Source organism: uncultured Microbacterium sp. (assembly GCF_963524805.1).
Classification (GTDB): Bacteria; Actinomycetota; Actinomycetes; order Actinomycetales; family Microbacteriaceae; genus Microbacterium.
In genome coordinates this window covers 182,248-197,537 of record NZ_CAURGG010000005.1, presented here as the reverse complement: position 1 = coordinate 197,537, position 15,290 = coordinate 182,248, and the positions used below count along the sequence as shown (strand labels likewise).

Sequence of the window (15,290 nt, the reverse complement as noted above, 5' to 3'; positions counted from 1 at the left end):
CGATGAAGGGCCGAAGATGACCACGTCCGAGACGACGCCGCCGGTGACGGATGCACTGCGGGCCGAGGCCCGAGCCAACCCCGGGGCGTGGGTATACGCCGTCGATCCGGGCTTCGACGGCCAGACCGAGGTTCCGCCCCAGGGCATCGTGGGAGCATGGCGCGCCGACGAGAAGGGCGAACTGACCGACGACTTCACCCCGAACCCGCGATACCTGCCGACCCCTCAGGCGCGGGGGTGGGCTGAGCCGCTGTCGAAGCTCGAGCGCGTTCTTCAGCTGGTGCTCTCGGGCTACCTTCCCGAGCCGCAGCTGGTGCAGGAGTTCGCATCGGCGGAGGTCTTCGTCTTCGACGGTCCGGACGGCGCCCTCTTCCTCGCCCCGGCCCAGGATGCGGGACGCCTCGTGTATGCCTACACGGATGCGCAGAAGGCCGCTGCCTCCGGATACGCCGATCACCGCGCGGTCGCAGGATCGGACCTCGCCGCGGCGATCCCGGGCGATGCGCGGATCGCGCTGAATCCCGGATCGGCCGTCTCTGCGATCATCCGACCGGCGGAGGTCCCGCGCGCATGATCGCGAGCCCTCAGGCTATCCAGGTCGCCCGTGACGGCCTCGTGCGCGACGCGTCGGTGGCGTGGCGCTACGAACAGGGGACATGGGTGGTCGAGATCTCCTCAGCCGATTTCGGAACGGTCGAGGCGCGCGAGGACGACGCCTTCGAGGCCCTCTGCCGGATCCGCGAGCGGCTGGAGCCGCTCGGCTGGCGCATCGGCGTCGCCGGCGCGCAGGCGGACGTGTGGCCGAGCGGGATGGCCCGTGATCAAGGCGGCGGATTGAGCGCCTACCGGATGACCGCGCCCGGCGGAGTGGTCGACACGTTCGCGCCGGTCGACCCGTCCACGGTCTCCGCCCTGGCGGAACAGAAGTCCGAGATCGACCGCCTGATGAACTGACGATCGCAGCAGATCGTCCGTCCGCGTGGGAAGTGCTACCCATGGTCGGCTCCGCGGGTGGCTCGTAGGGTCGGTTGTGGAGGTGGCGCTGTGGGGATGATGTTGCCGGGTGAGCTGGTGTGGGTGATGGAGAAGCTCGGGTTCGAGTGGCCGGATGTGGATGAGGACGAGGTCCGCAAGGGTGCGGTGCTGGTGCGGAATCTGGGTGCGGATCTGGAGGATGCGATCCAGGCGGTGGATCGGAAGATGAACGGGGACATCTCGGCGGCGATGCGGGGTCAGACGGGTCCTGCGACGTTGGGGGCGTGGAACGCGAATCGTTCGCAGAATCTGCAGAAGCTGATCGATATCATGCCGCCCGCGGCGACGGCGATGGATCTCGGGGCGGAGGCGATCTTCGCGTTGAAGATGAAGGTGATCGTCGATGTGTCCTCGACGTTGATCACTCTGGTGGCGATGCTGACCAATCCGTTCACGGCGGCGGGTGCGGGCCCGATGCTGCTGATCAAGAAGAAGCTGTTGAACGCGGCGGTGGACATCGCGGTGGAGCAGCTGCTGAATCAGTTGCTGCCGATGGCGATCGAGCCGATGTCGGAGCAGCTGCCCGCGGTGATCGACGCGGTGCTGGATGCGCCGATGGTGGAGGCGGGTGCGGGGGATTCGGATGAGTTCTTCGCGGATCTGGCGGCGTTGGAGGATGCGCAGGCGGCGATGAAGCAGCATGGTGCGGACATCCAGTCGGTGACCTCGACGTTCTTCGCGGAGTTCTCTGCGCTCGATTTCGGAGGGGATGACTGATGTCCGCGATCAAGCCCGTGGTGCGGGAGTTGAAGGAGGCGGTCCTGAAGGGGATGGCCCACGGCAAGGACAAGCTCCACCAGCTCACCGACAACATGAACGACCATCTCGACGACGTCGTCAGACAAGTCCGCAACCAGGACCGATTCGATGACACCGTCACCACGCGAGGGCGGAACGAGAAGATCACGACGTGGGATCCGGAGACGGGCAGACCCGTGTCCGAGCGCGGTCAGATCAACGAGGACTTCGGCGGCTCCGACCGCGGAGACAACGCAACGGATGTCGGCAACCTCGGCGAGCGCACCGACGACGGTGGCCACCTGGGCGCTCATCGCTTCTACGGCGACACCCCCGATGAGGGCATCGTGCCGCAAGCGGCCAATCTGAACCGCGGCGCCTGGAAGACGATGGAGAACGAGTGGGCCTCCTGGGTCAACAGCGGCTACCGCGTCGACTACACGATCGACGTGTACCCGCCCGGGGCGATTCGCCCTGATAGCTTCGAGGTCGAGTACACGGTTTCGAACCCGGAAACGGGTCAGGTCGTGCACCGGAATTGGCCGAGCTTCTGGAATGAAGCGGGCGAGACCTTCGACCGCGTGCCCCGCGGCGACATGCCGACTCTGTGAATCTCTCCAGGAGGAGCCCCATGTCCGACGACGTCACAGCCGATCTGATCCGTGCGCTGATCGAGCACATGAGGGGCGCCCGCGACGACTGGGGATCTCTGGCCATGGTCATCGACCTCAGCGCAGGAAGGATCAGCGGAACCCACGGGTACGTGTACTCGCCCGACGGCACGACATCCGCGGTGGCCTCGCGCCCGTCCGGCATAGCGCCGGCCGTCGAGGCCTACCTGGCAAGCGTGTACACCTCCCAGCAGAAGCGCCCCGCGAAGATCCTGGTCCAATTCGACAGGTCGTCGGGTGCGTACGAAGTGACGTTCGAAGACGACGATGCCACTCGCTGGAAGGCCACTCCGGCCAACATCGAGCAGCTCAGCGCACAGCTCAGGCCCCGCTTCGACTGAATCGCCCGGCCGGCCCGCTCCACCCGCGCGGTGGCGGATTCGGCCCGACGACCCGTCTACCTGGCAGGATGTCGGGGTGAGGGTCGATACGTGACAGATGTGAATCCGGCAGCGTCGCTCGAAGACGCCGATGCGGCGGGCGGAGGGAGTGTCGCACCCCTCCGACTGGAATTCGCCGGCGAGTGGCACGATCTGCCCGTCGACCGGCCGTTCATCATCGGCCGCGAAGGCGATCTCGAGATCGACGACAACCCGTATCTGCACCGGCACTTCCTCGAGCTTCAGCACCGTGACGGATTCTGGTGGCTCGCGAACGTCGGGGTGCGACTGGCCGCCACCATCTCCAGCGCCGGCGGAGCAGTGCAGTCCTGGCTCTCGCCGGGAGCGCGGATGCCGCTCGTCTTCGAGCGCAGTGTGATCGTGTTCACCGCCGGCCCCGTCACCTATGAGCTGAGCCTGCACACCGAGGAGGCCCCGTACGAGGTGTCGCGGCAGGTGCAGGCGTCGATGAGCGGCGAGACCACGGTCATGCCGGCCAGTTTCACGCCGCTGCAGAAGCAGCTCATGGTCGCGCTGGCGGAACCGATGCTGCGTCGCGAGGGTGTGAGCATGAACGAGCTGCCCTCATCCAGTGCCGCCGCGCGGCGACTCGGATGGACGATGAGCAAGTTCAACCGCAAGCTCGACAACGTCTGCGACAAGCTTGACCGCATGGGCGTGCAGGGTCTCCGCGGCGGCGCAGGCAAGCTCGCGACCAATCGGCGCGCCCGCCTGGTCGAGTACGCGGTCACCTCGCACGTCATCACGCGGGCGGACCTGCCCATCCTCGACGACGAGACGCTGAGAAACCGCGCAGACCCTGAGGGCGATTGACGCTGATCCGGGGCCTCGGCGTGGTCTGACCACAGTGCTATTGTGGTCAGACCACAGTATCGAGGAGTGTCGTGCCTGAAGCAGCGCGTGCCTGGCGCATCGTGCTCGAGAAGATCGAGTCCGATCTGCTCGACGGCGCGCTCGGCCCCGGTGACCGGCTGCCCCCGGAGCGGGAGCTGGCCGCCACTCTCGGTGTGGGACGCTCGAGCGTCCGCGAGGCGCTTCGCGTACTGGAGGTCATGGGTCTGATCCGCACCGGCACCGGGTCCGGGCCGACTGCGGGAGCGATCATCATCGCGACGCCGCGCGGCGGTCTGTCGGCGCTGCTCCGGCTGCAGGTCGCCGCCCAGGGGTTCCCCATCGACGACGTCATGCGCACCCGCCTCGTGCTGGAGTCCGCGGTCGCCGGCGCGCTCGCCTCGGATCCGCAGCGCGACACCGCATCGGCGCGAACGATCGTGGATGCAATGGATGCCGAGGGTCTGAGCCCCGCGGAGTTCCTCGCGCTGGACGCCCAGCTGCACCTCGCACTCGCAGAGGCATCCGGCAATGCGGTGATCGCCGCGATGATGAGCGGCCTGCGCAGTGCGATCGAGTCCTACGTCCTCGCGGGCGCAGAGCAGATACCCGACTGGGATGCGACGGTCACGCGCCTGCGCTCCGAGCATCGCGCGATCGTCGCCGCCGTCGACGCGGGCGACGCGATCGCCGCACGAACCCTGATCCACGACCACATCACCGGCTATTACGCCGAAGCGGGCCTGTCCCGCGCGTGACGAAAGGACCGACCATGGTCAAGCGCCAGCTGCCCAAACCCACCGAACTGCTCGAGTTGATGCAGTTCAAGAAGCCCGAGCTGAACGGCCGCAAGCGCCGCCTCGACGCTGCCCTGACGATCTACGACCTGCGCGCGATCGCCAAGAAGCGCACCCCGAAGGCTGCTTTCGACTACACCGACGGTGCGGCCGAGGGCGAGCTGTCGCTCAGCCGTGCGCGCCAGGCATTCGAGGACATCGAGTTCCATCCCGGCATCCTGCGGCCCGCACCCGACGTCGACACGTCGGTCGAGGTCCTGGGCGGTCGTTCGGCGCTGCCGTTCGGCATCGCGCCGACGGGCTTCACGCGGCTCATGCAGACCGAGGGCGAGAGCGCCGGCGCGTCCGCGGCGGGAGCCGCCGGCATCCCCTTCACCCTTTCGACGCTCGGCACCACGACGATCGAGGACGTGAAGGCGGCGAACCCCTCGGGGCGCAACTGGTTCCAGCTGTATGTGATGCGCGACCGCGACATCTCCTACGGGCTCGTGCGGCGGGCCGCCGAGGCAGGGTTCGACACTCTGCAGTTCACGGTCGACACTCCGGTCGCCGGCGCCCGGCTGCGCGACAAGCGCAACGGCTTCGCCATCCCGCCGCAGCTGACGGTGGGGACGATCGTGAACGCGATCCCGCGACCGTGGTGGTGGTACGACTTCCTGACGACACCCAAGCTCGAGTTCGCCTCGCTGTCGACCACGGGCGGAACCGTGGGGGAGATGCTCAATGCGGCGATGGATCCCACCATCAGCTATGACGACCTCGCCGTCATTCGCGAGATGTGGCCCGGCAAGATCGTGGTCAAGGGTGTGCAGAACGTGGAGGATTCGAAGCGGCTGATCGATCAGGGCGTCGACGGGATCATCCTGTCCAATCACGGGGGTCGACAGCTGGATCGTGCACCGATCCCGTTCCATCTGCTGCCGCAGGTGGTGCGCGAGGTGGGCAAGGATGCCACGGTCATGGTCGACACCGGCATCATGAACGGTGCGGACATCGTCGCGTCGATGGCGCTGGGCGCGAAGTTCACGCTGATCGGCCGCGCCTATCTCTACGGTCTGATGGCCGGTGGCCGGGAGGGCGTCGACCGGACGATCGCGATCCTGCGCGATGAGATCGAGCGGACGATGAAGCTGCTCGGCGTCTCGACCATTGCGGAGCTCGAGCCCCGGCACGTCACGCAGCTGACGCGGCTCGTTCCGGTGGCGGGGCCGCCCGCTCGCCCGGTCCGCGCCCGCACAGCGGTGGGGCCGAGAGTCTGACCGACCTCAGTCGCGGCGGGGGAGAGTGGGCAGCAAGCCGTCGAGGTAATCGGCGGTGTCTTCCCACCCCGTGACGGCGTGGCAGGTGACCCCCATCGCCAGGACGGGATAGTCGTTTCCGTCCGGGTCGAGCCGGTCGCCGACGAACAGCATCGCATCGAGCGGGATCCCGGTCTGGTCGGCGAGCTGGCGCATCCCGTAGGCCTTGTCGATGCCGTGGTGCGTGATGTCGACCGACGTCGATCCGCCCGAGCGGACTTCGAGGTCGGGGATCGCCGCGGCGACGGCCTCCCGCAGCGCGCTCTTCTTCGCACCGGTCGGATCCCAGGCGGTCTTCGCCTCGAGCGGCGCCCGCTGCCCGAGGGCGGAGAACGTGATCTGCGAACCCCGATCCTCGAGGATGTCCCCCCACGTCTCGGACTCCCAGAGCCCCAGACGACGGGCTTCGCTCTCCACCGCCGTCATCGCCCGGCGCTTCTCGTCTTCCGTGAGCGAGTGCGCGTAGACCGTCACGATCGCGCCGTCCTGGATGCGGTAATACTGCGTACCGCATGTCGGAAGCAGATGAATGTGCGAGAGCACGTCGGCCGGAGCCTCCGGGAGGCGGTCCACCACCTGCGCCCGGAACTGCTCCAGCTGCCCGCCCGAGATGATCGCCACTTCGACCCGCTCTGCGAGAGCGATCAGCTGAGCGCCGATGCGTGGATCGATCGCGCTCTTGGACGGAGCCAGGGTGTCGTCGAGATCGAACGCCACGAGGCGGGGAGTCGTCATGCGTGCTCCTGTCTGGGACGGGAAAGGCCCCGCCGCGTCTGCGTGCGACGCGTGCGGAGCCTCTCTGCTGTCGGGGTGACAGGATTTGAACCTGCGGCCTCGTCGTCCCGAACGACGCGCGCTACCAAGCTGCGCCACACCCCGTGGCAACCCTCCGAGTCTACCCCAAGGACGCGATGCTCCGAATCGCGCGCACGCCTCCTCAACCGGTCGCCTCTCCGTATCTGCGACGTCGGGCCAGTGCCAGCAGCGTGGCGCCCACGGTGAGCATGCCGATCGCGCTCCCCGCCATCGCGCGGGGCGGGGCTCCGCTCGCACCGGTCGCCGCGAGGGCGGGCGGCGCCGTCACCGCGGGCGGCGTCTCCACCGCGGGGGGTGCCGCGGACGGGGGTGGTGTCACGCTCTCCGGCTCGGGCCAGAACGTGGTCTGCGTCGGCTCGCCGAACGGCTCAGTCCAGGAGTACGCGTGCGGAAGGGCGCGCACGACCTCCGCCGATTGACCCTCGGCGCCGATGGTCCAGACGGCGGTGTAGAAGCCCGGTCGAGGCAGCTCCCAGACAGATGTCACGCGATAGGGGCCTGTGGGACCGGAATCCGGATCGGTGCTGAGTGCCAGCGACCCGACCTGCTCGGCGTTTCCCGGGGCCGCACCGAGCTCGGGTCGTTCGTCGGTGCGGTACACGGCGGCGGTGGCGTTGACCGGAACGAAGCGGCCGTCCTCGGTGCGCGGCCAGTTCTCGAGCGAGCCGGCGAAGACCACGTCGTCGATGAACGGGCCGCCCTGCGTGATGGGGGACTGCACCCGGGTCGCGATCGTCGGCGCGAAAGTCGGCACCCGCGGCACGGCATCCGCCCCGGCGACGTCGAAGCCCACGTCTCCTGCAGGCCCGGCCGTGTCCTGCCCTCCGGCGGTGGTGAAGTGCCGAACAGCGGCCACGACGGTGAGCGTGAAGTGACCGCTGCCGCTCACGGCGTAGGGCCGGCCGGGGGACGCCGGTGACGTGACGATCGGATAGTCGATGCCGGGGACGGCGTCCTCGAGAATCGGCGTCCCGCTCGCGACGAAGAGCGCGCCCGAGAGGGAGAGGGTGCCGGATGCCGCGCTCGTGGTGGCCTCGACCCGGACGCTGCCGAGGGTGGAGTCGGCGGCATCCGTCGTGAACACCATCGTGCCGGAAGCCGCCACCGGGCCGGGGGCAACCGCCCGCGCTTCGTCGTAGAACGCGACGGCCTGGTGCTGGATCTGCGCGCTGTGCTCGGGCGCGAGGGCAGAGAAGGTCCAGTGGATCGCCTCGGCCAGCGAGTCGCCGCGGTAGCCGAAGTGATGGAGGGTCTCGTCCCTGTTCGCGATCGCCTTGACGGCCCAGCCGACGGACGCGGCCTGCACGGGATCCTCGGTCTGCCCGTACTTGGTGACGAGCAGGTTGATGCCCGTGAGCTGCTCGGCCGACAGCCCCGCCGCCGTGCCGCTCACCCCGTTGTCGACCGTGGGGCCGGTCGGCAGCGGCACTCCCGGCAGGATGCAGTACGTGTGCACGCCGTCGACCAGCATCGACCCGTGCCAGCCGTACGGCGAGAGGGGAGCCCACGTTCCGAAGCCGACGCCCTGCGATGCCGCGTGGGCGGCTGGCGCGGTCACGATCGCGCCTGCGCATCCGATCAGGATGGCGGTCAGCGCCACGAGGAGGCCGCGGAGGCGGTGAGGCGGGGTGGCGACTGTCGTGCGTGTGGGCATCGGAACTCCGATCGGATCGGATTCCGATGGTGCCCGTTGCACGGAGCATCGCCGGCATGTGCCTGAGTCGCTGTGGATCCATGCGGCGTCGGCGGTGCCTGGGGAGGAGCCGACCAGCGCTCGTCAGGGGCGGGGCATCAGCGTGATCAGCGATGCCTCGGGTCGACACGCGAAACGCACCGGCGCGTAGATGGAGTGCCCGAGACCGGCACTCACATTGAGCGGCACCGTGCGACCCGCGTGCGTCCACTCGCTCAGGCCGCGCGCCTGTCGCAGCGGGATGTCGCAATTGGCCACCAGCGCGCCGTAGCCCGGCACACGCACCTGGCCGCCGTGCGTATGACCGGCCAGCACCAGATCCGCACCCAGGTCGACGAAGTCGTCCAGAACGCGCCGGTAGGGGGCGTGGGTCACGCCCAGGGTCGCCGCGGCGGGGGCGATGTCGGCCTGGAGATCTTCGAGGAGGTCAGGCAGGACTTCGAGGTGGTCCCAGCCGCGGTGCGCATCGCTGATGCCGAACCCGTCCACGCGCATCCCGGGCAGCTCGACGGAGCCGACGGCGTTGTTGAGGTTCAGCCAGCCCAGTTCATCCGCCAGGTAGCCGTCGAGAGCTTGAGTGTCGAGTGGCTCGCTCGCGACCTTCACCGTCGACGGCCCCGTGAAGTACAGCAGGGGATTGCGCGGCGTGGGGGCGGCGTGGTCATTGGACCCGTGCACGAACATCCCGGGGATGCCGCGCAGGGGGTCCAGTGCGGCGCGGAGTCCCCGCAGTCCGTGCTCGTGACCCAGGTTGTCGCCGGTGTTGACCACGAGATCGGGCGCCCAGGCGTCGGCGAGCGCGGCGATCCAGCGCTGCTTGCGGTGCTGCCAGGGAGCCATGTGTGCATCCGAGAGGTGCAGCACGCGCACGGATGTGGAGCCGCGCGGGAGGAGGGGCAGCTCATGGCGGCGCAGGGTGAACAGGTACCGCTCGATGCCGATGCCCCAGATCGCAGCGCTGGCGCCGACCGCCCCCACCGCTCCGAGAGCGGTGAGGGCGGTCTTGGCGTACGGGAAGGGCACTACGTGCACTTCACCCGGCTGTAATTGACCGAGATCGCCGAGTTCCGGTTCACGACGCTGCCGGCCGCGGGGTTCGTGCTCGTCGCCTTGCCCTGTGGTCCGGCGGCGGCATCCTCGGTACACGTCCCCGGCTGGACGCTGCCGAAGCCGGCACCGCGGAGGTCGCTGATCGCCTTGTCGAGCTGCTTGCCGTTGATATCCGGCACCGAGATGCCCTGGCCGTTGCTGGGATTGATCGTGATGACGGTGCCACCGCTGACGCGGCCGGCGCCTGGGTTCTGCGCGGCGATGATGCCCGCCGCCGCGGACGAGTCGACCGCATCTCCGACGTTCACGTCGAAGCCTGCCGCATTCAGCGTATTCGTCGCATCGTCGACGCTCAGCCCGATGACGCTCGGCAGGTCCCGAAGGATCACTCGCGTCAGGTTGGAGTCCGGCTCTGGGAAAGCGTCTCCGCCGTACGTGGCGTCCGCCGCCTCCTGGGTCTGCCGGGCGAGGATGTAGCGCAGACCGCCGAAGGGCTCGAACACGTCGTTCAGACCGGTGTAGTTGCCGACCCATGCGGCGGTCGTCACCTTGGTGCTCGATTCGATCATCCAGGTGTGGTAGGTCTCGTGCGTTCCGGTCTTGCCGAGGAGCGGCGTGCCGTCGTCAGGGTTCGCCTGCGATCCGGTGCCGCCGCGCTGCATGACGCCCTGAAGCGCGTACGCGGCGGTGGCTGCCACCTTCGGGTCGATCACCTGGGTGCAGGCACGCGCCGGAGGGGTCATCTCCGCGCCGTCCGAGTCCAGGACGCGGTCGATCGCCTTCGGCTGGCAGTAGATGCCGTTGTTCGCGACTGTTGCGTAGGCCCCGGCCATGGCGATCGGCGACACGTTGCTCGAGCCGATGATCGAGAACTGGGTGTTGACGTCCACCGGTGCTCCGCTGCTGGCGTTCGTGACTCCCATCCGCGTGGCGACTTTCTCGATGTCGCACAGGTCGAGCTGCTCGGCCATCGCGAAGTAGCCGGAGTTGAGCGACTGGGCGGTGAACTGCATGGGTGTGCCGGTGTAGCCGCCACCACCGCCGAAGTTGCCGACCTTGGTGTTCTCCTGGTTGACCCAGTCGCCGTCGCACGAGTTCGTCATGCGCTTGATCACGCGCACCTGCCCGTTCAACGACTCGTTGACGGAGTGACCCTTCTCGAGCCAGTCGATGAGGGTGAAGAGCTTGAAGGTCGATCCGGGGTTGAATCCGCCTGAGGAGCCGTACGTGGAATCGCCGGCGAAGACCAGCGAGCTCTTGTTCGGATCGGAGGCGGCCGCCGCGTCCTCGCTGAACTGTGTGTTCTGGGCGATGGCGAGGATGCGCCCGGTCGTGGACTCGATGCTGACGATCGTCGAGCCGAGCTGCATGAAGTCGACGGAGGACGGCACGTTCTCGACCATCGCGGCCTCGGCGGCGCCCTGGACGCGGAAGTCGATCGTCGTGTAGATGCTCAGACCGCCGCGCTTGAGCGCCTTTTCGCGCTCCTCCGGCGTCGCGCCGAAGGCGGGATCGTGCTCGATGATGTCGCGGACGTACTGGCAGAAGTACGCCGAGCCACCGGCTGACGCGCAGCCGGTGGCCGCCTGCGTGATGACGGGGGTGATCGGCTCGATCGCCGCGGCCACGTACTGGTCGCGCGTGATCTTGCCGTCATCCAGCAGTCGGCTCAGGACGTAGAGCTGGCGCCCCTTGGTGGAGGTGTAGCCGTCGGCGGCCGCCAGGTACTGCTCCTGGGTGATCGTTCCCTCGGACAGGAGGGTGTCCAGGGCCGCGAGCTGTCCGGGCCGGACGTCGTCGATGAGGCCGTCGGGGGCCTTGTTGTAGCCCACACCGTCCCCGTCGAAGATCGATCCGCCGGGCTGGTCGATGCGGTACGTGTTCGGGTTCTGCACGATGCCGGCGAGTGTCGCCGCCTGGGAGACCGACAGGTCCTTCGCGGACACGTTGAAGTAGTACCGCGCTGCGGCGTCGATGCCGTAGGTGCGCCCGCCGAAGTTCGAGATGTTGAGATACCCGAGAAGGATGTCGTTCTTGGAATACTTCTGCTCCAGTGCAATGGCGTAGCGCATCTCCTGCAGTTTGCGCTCGATGCCGTCGTTGCCGCTGGCGGTGGTTGCTTCCGTCCAGCAGTTCGCGAGCACCTGATCCGTGCGCGCCCGAACCTCGTCACCGGTGGGCGTGACGACCTGCACGGCATCGGCGCCGGCCTGGTCGCCGTCCTTGGCCAGCTGGGCACGGGCGTCCTCGGCGGTCTTCTTGGCCTCCTCGGTCAGCTGCTTCACCGCGTCGGCGTCGGCGTTGGACTCGCAGCGCTGGATGAGCACGTTCTTGACGTACTGCTGGCTGATCGAGGACCCGCCCTGGGTCTCGCCACCGCCCTGAAGGTTCTGCACGAGGGCGCGCGACGTTCCGATGAGGTCGACCCCGCCGTGCTGATAGAAGCGGGGGTCCTCGCTGGAGAGGATCGCGTCGTAGACGACCGGGTTGACCTCGTCGAAGTTGACGGGCGAACGGTTCTGGTCGTAGAACTTCGCGAGTTCGACGGGACCGCCGGTGTTCGGGTCGGTCGCATAGATCGTCGTCGGCAGCATCAGCTTGTCGATCTCGAGCACACTCGGAAGGTTGTCGAACATCGTGATGGCGCTCGTCGCGGCAGCACCGGTCAGGGCGATCGCCGGCGTGACGGTGGCGGTGATGAGAACACCCGCGGCGGCGCTGAGTCCGACAAGACCCAACAGCCCCCCGAACACGCCACTAGCTGTCCGTTTCTTATCAGGCATAGGCTTGATCGTAGGGGAGCTACCTGGGCGAACCCTTTACGGACGCGCCTTCAGAGCGGGTTGCGACCGTCATCCGCACCCGACGTCTCGGAGTCTCCATGACCACGTGGGAGTACCTCACCACCCCGCTGCTGATCCACAACACCGCCGCCATCCTCAACAACTGGGGCAAGCAGGGCTGGGAGCTCGTTCAGGTCGTTCCGGGGCCGGAGGGCGGGCTCGTGGCCTACCTGAAGAGGCCCTCCGGCGGCGGCTCGGCCAACGCGGGGCTGGATGCCGCGGCGCAGGCGGCGCGGCAGTTCGACGAGCCTCAGATATGAGCGTCTCCGAGCGGCTCATGCAGCTGGGCATCGATCTGCCCTCGGTCGTCCCGCCGGTCGCGGCATACGTTCCGGCTAAGGCGCACGGCGATCTGATCTTCACTGCGGGACAGCTGCCGATGGTGTCCGGGGCGCTTCCTGCGACCGGCAAGGTCGGCGAAGGCCCGGGTCTCGTTCCGGCATCCGACGCGCAGGGATACGCGCGCCAGTGCGCGCTGAATGCCCTGGCCGCGGCCGCCGCCGCCGTCGGCGGCGTCGATCGCCTCACCGGCGTCGTCAAGGTCGTCGGCTTCGTCGCGTCGGTCCCCGATTTCACCGGTCAGCCGGGAGTGGTCAACGGCGCGAGCGAAGTGCTCGGCGAGATCTTCGGCGATGCCGGCCGTCACGCCCGCTCAGCCGTGGGCGTGCCGGTGCTCCCGCTGGACAGTCCGGTCGAGGTCGAGGTCGTCTTCAGCTTCGTGTGAGAGCGCCGGTGGACGCCGGACGCGGCGCGCCCGGCATCCCGTGTCAGCGCACCTGCGCGCTGATCACCGACATCACGGCGGTGTCGGCCAGGGTCGTGGTGTCGCCGACTTCGCGTCCTTCGGCGACGTCGCGCAGCAGGCGCCGCATGATCTTGCCGGAGCGCGTCTTGGGGAGCTCCTCGACGATGTAGACATCGCGCGGACGGGCGATGGGGCCGATCTGCTCGCCGACCCACGCGCGCAGCGACTGAGCGAGTCCGTCCGGCGAGTGCGCCGCGAGGTAGCTCTGCTTGATGATCACGAATGCCGCCACGGCCTGACCGGTGGTCTCATCCGACGCGCCGACCACCGCGGCCTCGGCGACCGCCTCGTTGGCCACGAGCGCCGACTCGATCTCGGTGGTCGAGAGCCGGTGACCCGACACGTTCATGACGTCGTCCACGCGGCCGAGAAGCCAGACATCGCCGTCTTCGTCCAGCCGGGCTCCGTCCCCGGCGAAGTAGTAGCCCTGCGCGGCGAACTTGTCCCAGTAGGTCTCCTTGTAGCGATCGGGATCCCCCCAGATGCCGCGCAGCATGCTCGGCCACGGCTCGGTGACCACGAGCAGACCGCCGTTGCCGTTGCCCACGTGCACGCCGTCGTCGTCCACGACCTCCACGGCGATGCCCGGCAGCGGCACCTGCGCACTTCCCGGCTTGGTCTGCGTCACGCCCGGCAGCGCGGAGATCATGATCGCGCCGGTTTCGGTCTGCCACCACGTGTCCACGATCGGGGCGACCTTGCCGCCGATGACCTTGCGGTACCACATCCAGGCCTCCGGGTTGATGGGCTCTCCCACCGACCCCAGGAGACGAAGCGATGACAGGTCGTACTGCTCGGGGATGGCGCGACCGAGCTTCATGAACGAGCGGATCGCGGTCGGTGCCGTGTAGAGGATGGTCACGCCGTACTTCTGCACGATCTCCCACCAGCGTCCGGCGTGGGGAGTGTCCGGCGTCCCTTCGTAGAGCACTTGAGTGGCCCCGTTCGCGAGGGGACCGTAGGTCACATAGGTGTGGCCCGTGATCCAGCCGATGTCGGCCGTGCACCAGTACACGTCGGTCTCGGGGTGCAGGTCGTGGACCACCCTGTTGCTGAAGGCGGCCTGCGTGAGGTAGCCGCCCGAGGTGTGCATGATCCCCTTCGGCTTGCCGGTCGTGCCGGAGGTGTAGAGGATGAACAGCGGCGTCTCCGCCGGGAACGCGCGCGCCTCGTGCTCGACCGGGGCCTGTGGCACGACGTCGTGCCACCAGATGTCACGGCCCTCGGTCCACTCGACGTCGTTTCCGCCGCGCCGGACCACCAGGACGTGCTCGACGGTCTCCTGCGCCCCGGAGCCGTTGCGATCCGCGAGCGCCATGTCCACGGCGGGCTTGAGGGGACTGACCTTGCCCTTGCGGTATCCGCCGTCGGCGGTGATCACCAGTTTGGCTCCGGCATCGTCCATGCGGGCGCGCAGGCTGTCGGCCGAGAAACCACCGAAGACGACGGAGTGGATCGCTCCGAGGCGCGCGACAGCGAGCATCGCGGCGATGGCCTCGGGGATCATGGGCAGATAGATCGCCACCCGATCGCCCTCGCCGACGCCGAGGTCCTGGAGCACATTGGCGAGGCGCTTGACCTCGTCGGTGAGCTCCCGGTACGTCACGTGGCGGGAGTCGCCCGGCTCGCCCTCCCACAGCAGCGCGACCCGATCGCCGTTTCCCGCCTCGACGTGCCGGTCCAGGCAGTTGTAGGCGACGTTGAGCGCGCCGTCGGCGAACCAGGTCGCGAACGGCGGGTTGGACCAGTCCAGCACCTGGTTGAACGGGGTGTGCCAGTGCAGGTCCCGGGCCTGCGCCGCCCAGAACTCGGCGCGGCCGGCGGCCGCCGCGTCGTACAGGTCGGCCCGGCCGACCGCCTCGGCGGCGAAGTCCGCCGGTGGCGCGAAGCGCCGGCTCTCGGTGAGAAGGTGATCGATCTGGCTGCTCATACTCGCTCCTTCGCGTGCCGTGCCGGGCGGACGGGGCGGACGGACCCGTCGATAGGACACCGTAAACCTATCCACGGGGAACTTCCGGCCACCACCTCCGATCGTGGGGAGCGGAGATACGCCTTCGGGAATCTGGACGCGATCGATATATCGGTAACGGCTCGATGAGTTCGTTTGGACGGTCGGGCGATCATGCGTATGCTCTTGCCCGGCCGAACATTAGATTCTGGCATCGCGGCACCCGACCCACCCCCGAAGTGCGGTGCCGCTCGTGGCGGCATCCCATTCCCCCCATGGGATGCCGCCCTCTCTGTCTACGCCGGTTCCTCCCCAACGAAGCCCAAGCGGCATGCGTCCACCGGCGGCGGTCGGACCGCTCCGG

General features: G+C 68.3%; 15 protein-coding genes and 1 tRNA gene. 10 read left to right on the top strand and 6 right to left on the bottom strand.

The features are described 5' to 3' along the window. Positions 1–16 precede the first annotated feature (16 nt). From RWQ91_RS11910 to RWQ91_RS11875, 8 genes are all read left to right on the top strand, one after another. On the top strand, positions 17–574 hold the full coding sequence (locus RWQ91_RS11910; protein ID WP_314506233.1) for a type VII secretion system-associated protein: 558 nt from the start codon (positions 17–19) through the stop codon (positions 572–574). Further along, positions 571–954 carry a hypothetical protein gene (locus tag RWQ91_RS11905; RefSeq protein WP_314506232.1) on the top strand — a complete coding sequence of 128 codons (384 nt, stop codon included), beginning with the start codon at positions 571–573 and terminating at the stop codon, positions 952–954. The genes RWQ91_RS11910 and RWQ91_RS11905 overlap by 4 nt, the downstream gene beginning before the upstream one ends. Before the next feature lie 96 nt (positions 955–1,050). After that, on the top strand, positions 1,051–1,752 hold the full coding sequence (locus RWQ91_RS11900) for a hypothetical protein (RefSeq protein WP_314506229.1): 702 nt from the start codon (positions 1,051–1,053) through the stop codon (positions 1,750–1,752). Continuing rightward, positions 1,752–2,384: a DNA/RNA non-specific endonuclease gene (locus RWQ91_RS11895; protein WP_314506227.1), complete on the top strand. Its 633-nt coding sequence runs from the start codon at positions 1,752–1,754 to the stop codon at positions 2,382–2,384. Before RWQ91_RS11900 ends, RWQ91_RS11895 begins: the two co-directional genes overlap by 1 nt. A 20-nt stretch (positions 2,385–2,404) precedes the next feature. Next, entirely contained in the window at positions 2,405–2,785 is a 381-nt protein-coding gene (locus RWQ91_RS11890) for a hypothetical protein (RefSeq protein WP_314506225.1), read from the top strand. Positions 2,786–2,884: 99 nt separating this feature from the next. Then, positions 2,885–3,658, top strand: a complete 774-nt coding sequence (locus RWQ91_RS11885) for a hypothetical protein (RefSeq protein WP_314506309.1) — start codon at positions 2,885–2,887, stop codon at positions 3,656–3,658. Positions 3,659–3,729: 71 nt separating this feature from the next. Further along, complete coding sequence (locus RWQ91_RS11880) at positions 3,730–4,434, top strand: FCD domain-containing protein (RefSeq protein WP_314506222.1); 705 nt, start codon at positions 3,730–3,732, stop codon at positions 4,432–4,434. Between the two features lie 14 nt (positions 4,435–4,448). Continuing rightward, complete coding sequence (locus RWQ91_RS11875) at positions 4,449–5,732, top strand: alpha-hydroxy acid oxidase (protein ID WP_314506219.1); 1,284 nt, start codon at positions 4,449–4,451, stop codon at positions 5,730–5,732. A gap of 6 nt (positions 5,733–5,738) precedes the next feature. Here RWQ91_RS11875 and RWQ91_RS11870 read toward each other — a convergent pair whose 3' ends face one another. The 5 genes from RWQ91_RS11870 to RWQ91_RS11850 form a co-directional block, all read right to left on the bottom strand. Next, positions 5,739–6,506 (bottom strand): HAD-IIB family hydrolase, encoded by a 768-nt coding sequence (locus RWQ91_RS11870; protein WP_314506217.1) that lies wholly within the window; start codon positions 6,504–6,506, stop codon positions 5,739–5,741. A gap of 70 nt (positions 6,507–6,576) precedes the next feature. Next, positions 6,577–6,650, bottom strand: a tRNA-Pro gene (locus RWQ91_RS11865). A 58-nt stretch (positions 6,651–6,708) separates the two neighbouring features. Continuing rightward, positions 6,709–8,241: a hypothetical protein gene (locus tag RWQ91_RS11860; RefSeq protein ID WP_314506215.1), complete on the bottom strand. Its 1,533-nt coding sequence runs from the start codon at positions 8,239–8,241 to the stop codon at positions 6,709–6,711. A gap of 123 nt (positions 8,242–8,364) precedes the next feature. Continuing rightward, complete coding sequence (locus tag RWQ91_RS11855; RefSeq protein ID WP_314506307.1) at positions 8,365–9,303, bottom strand: metallophosphoesterase; 939 nt, start codon at positions 9,301–9,303, stop codon at positions 8,365–8,367. Further along, positions 9,303–12,113: a transglycosylase domain-containing protein gene (locus tag RWQ91_RS11850; RefSeq protein WP_314506212.1), complete on the bottom strand. Its 2,811-nt coding sequence runs from the start codon at positions 12,111–12,113 to the stop codon at positions 9,303–9,305. Before RWQ91_RS11850 ends, RWQ91_RS11855 begins: the two co-directional genes overlap by 1 nt. Positions 12,114–12,211: 98 nt before the next feature. Between RWQ91_RS11850 and RWQ91_RS11845 the strand changes: the two genes are divergently transcribed. Both RWQ91_RS11845 and RWQ91_RS11840 read left to right on the top strand, forming a co-directional pair. After that, entirely contained in the window at positions 12,212–12,433 is a 222-nt protein-coding gene (locus RWQ91_RS11845) for a hypothetical protein (protein WP_314506211.1), read from the top strand. Further along, positions 12,430–12,897 carry a RidA family protein gene (locus tag RWQ91_RS11840; protein WP_314506209.1) on the top strand — a complete coding sequence of 156 codons (468 nt, stop codon included), beginning with the start codon at positions 12,430–12,432 and terminating at the stop codon, positions 12,895–12,897. Before RWQ91_RS11845 ends, RWQ91_RS11840 begins: the two co-directional genes overlap by 4 nt. A 43-nt stretch (positions 12,898–12,940) precedes the next feature. Here RWQ91_RS11840 and acs read toward each other — a convergent pair whose 3' ends face one another. Further along, positions 12,941–14,908 carry an acetate--CoA ligase gene (gene acs / locus RWQ91_RS11835; RefSeq protein WP_314506207.1) on the bottom strand — a complete coding sequence of 656 codons (1,968 nt, stop codon included), beginning with the start codon at positions 14,906–14,908 and terminating at the stop codon, positions 12,941–12,943. Positions 14,909–15,290: the final 382 nt, after the last annotated feature.

Coding starts and splice junctions, on each gene's coding strand:
- RWQ91_RS11910 (WP_314506233.1), top strand. CDS start 17: ATGACCACGTCCGAGACGACGCCGCCGGTGACGGATGCACTGCGGGCC.
- RWQ91_RS11905 (WP_314506232.1), top strand. CDS start 571: ATGATCGCGAGCCCTCAGGCTATCCAGGTCGCCCGTGACGGCCTCGTG.
- RWQ91_RS11900 (WP_314506229.1), top strand. CDS start 1,051: ATGATGTTGCCGGGTGAGCTGGTGTGGGTGATGGAGAAGCTCGGGTTC.
- RWQ91_RS11895 (WP_314506227.1), top strand. CDS start 1,752: ATGTCCGCGATCAAGCCCGTGGTGCGGGAGTTGAAGGAGGCGGTCCTG.
- RWQ91_RS11890 (WP_314506225.1), top strand. CDS start 2,405: ATGTCCGACGACGTCACAGCCGATCTGATCCGTGCGCTGATCGAGCAC.
- RWQ91_RS11875 (WP_314506219.1), top strand. CDS start 4,449: ATGGTCAAGCGCCAGCTGCCCAAACCCACCGAACTGCTCGAGTTGATG.
- RWQ91_RS11870 (WP_314506217.1), bottom strand. CDS start 6,506: ATGACGACTCCCCGCCTCGTGGCGTTCGATCTCGACGACACCCTGGCT.
- RWQ91_RS11860 (WP_314506215.1), bottom strand. CDS start 8,241: ATGCCCACACGCACGACAGTCGCCACCCCGCCTCACCGCCTCCGCGGC.
- RWQ91_RS11850 (WP_314506212.1), bottom strand. CDS start 12,113: ATGCCTGATAAGAAACGGACAGCTAGTGGCGTGTTCGGGGGGCTGTTG.
- RWQ91_RS11845 (WP_314506211.1), top strand. CDS start 12,212: ATGACCACGTGGGAGTACCTCACCACCCCGCTGCTGATCCACAACACC.
- RWQ91_RS11840 (WP_314506209.1), top strand. CDS start 12,430: ATGAGCGTCTCCGAGCGGCTCATGCAGCTGGGCATCGATCTGCCCTCG.
- acs (WP_314506207.1), bottom strand. CDS start 14,908: ATGAGCAGCCAGATCGATCACCTTCTCACCGAGAGCCGGCGCTTCGCG.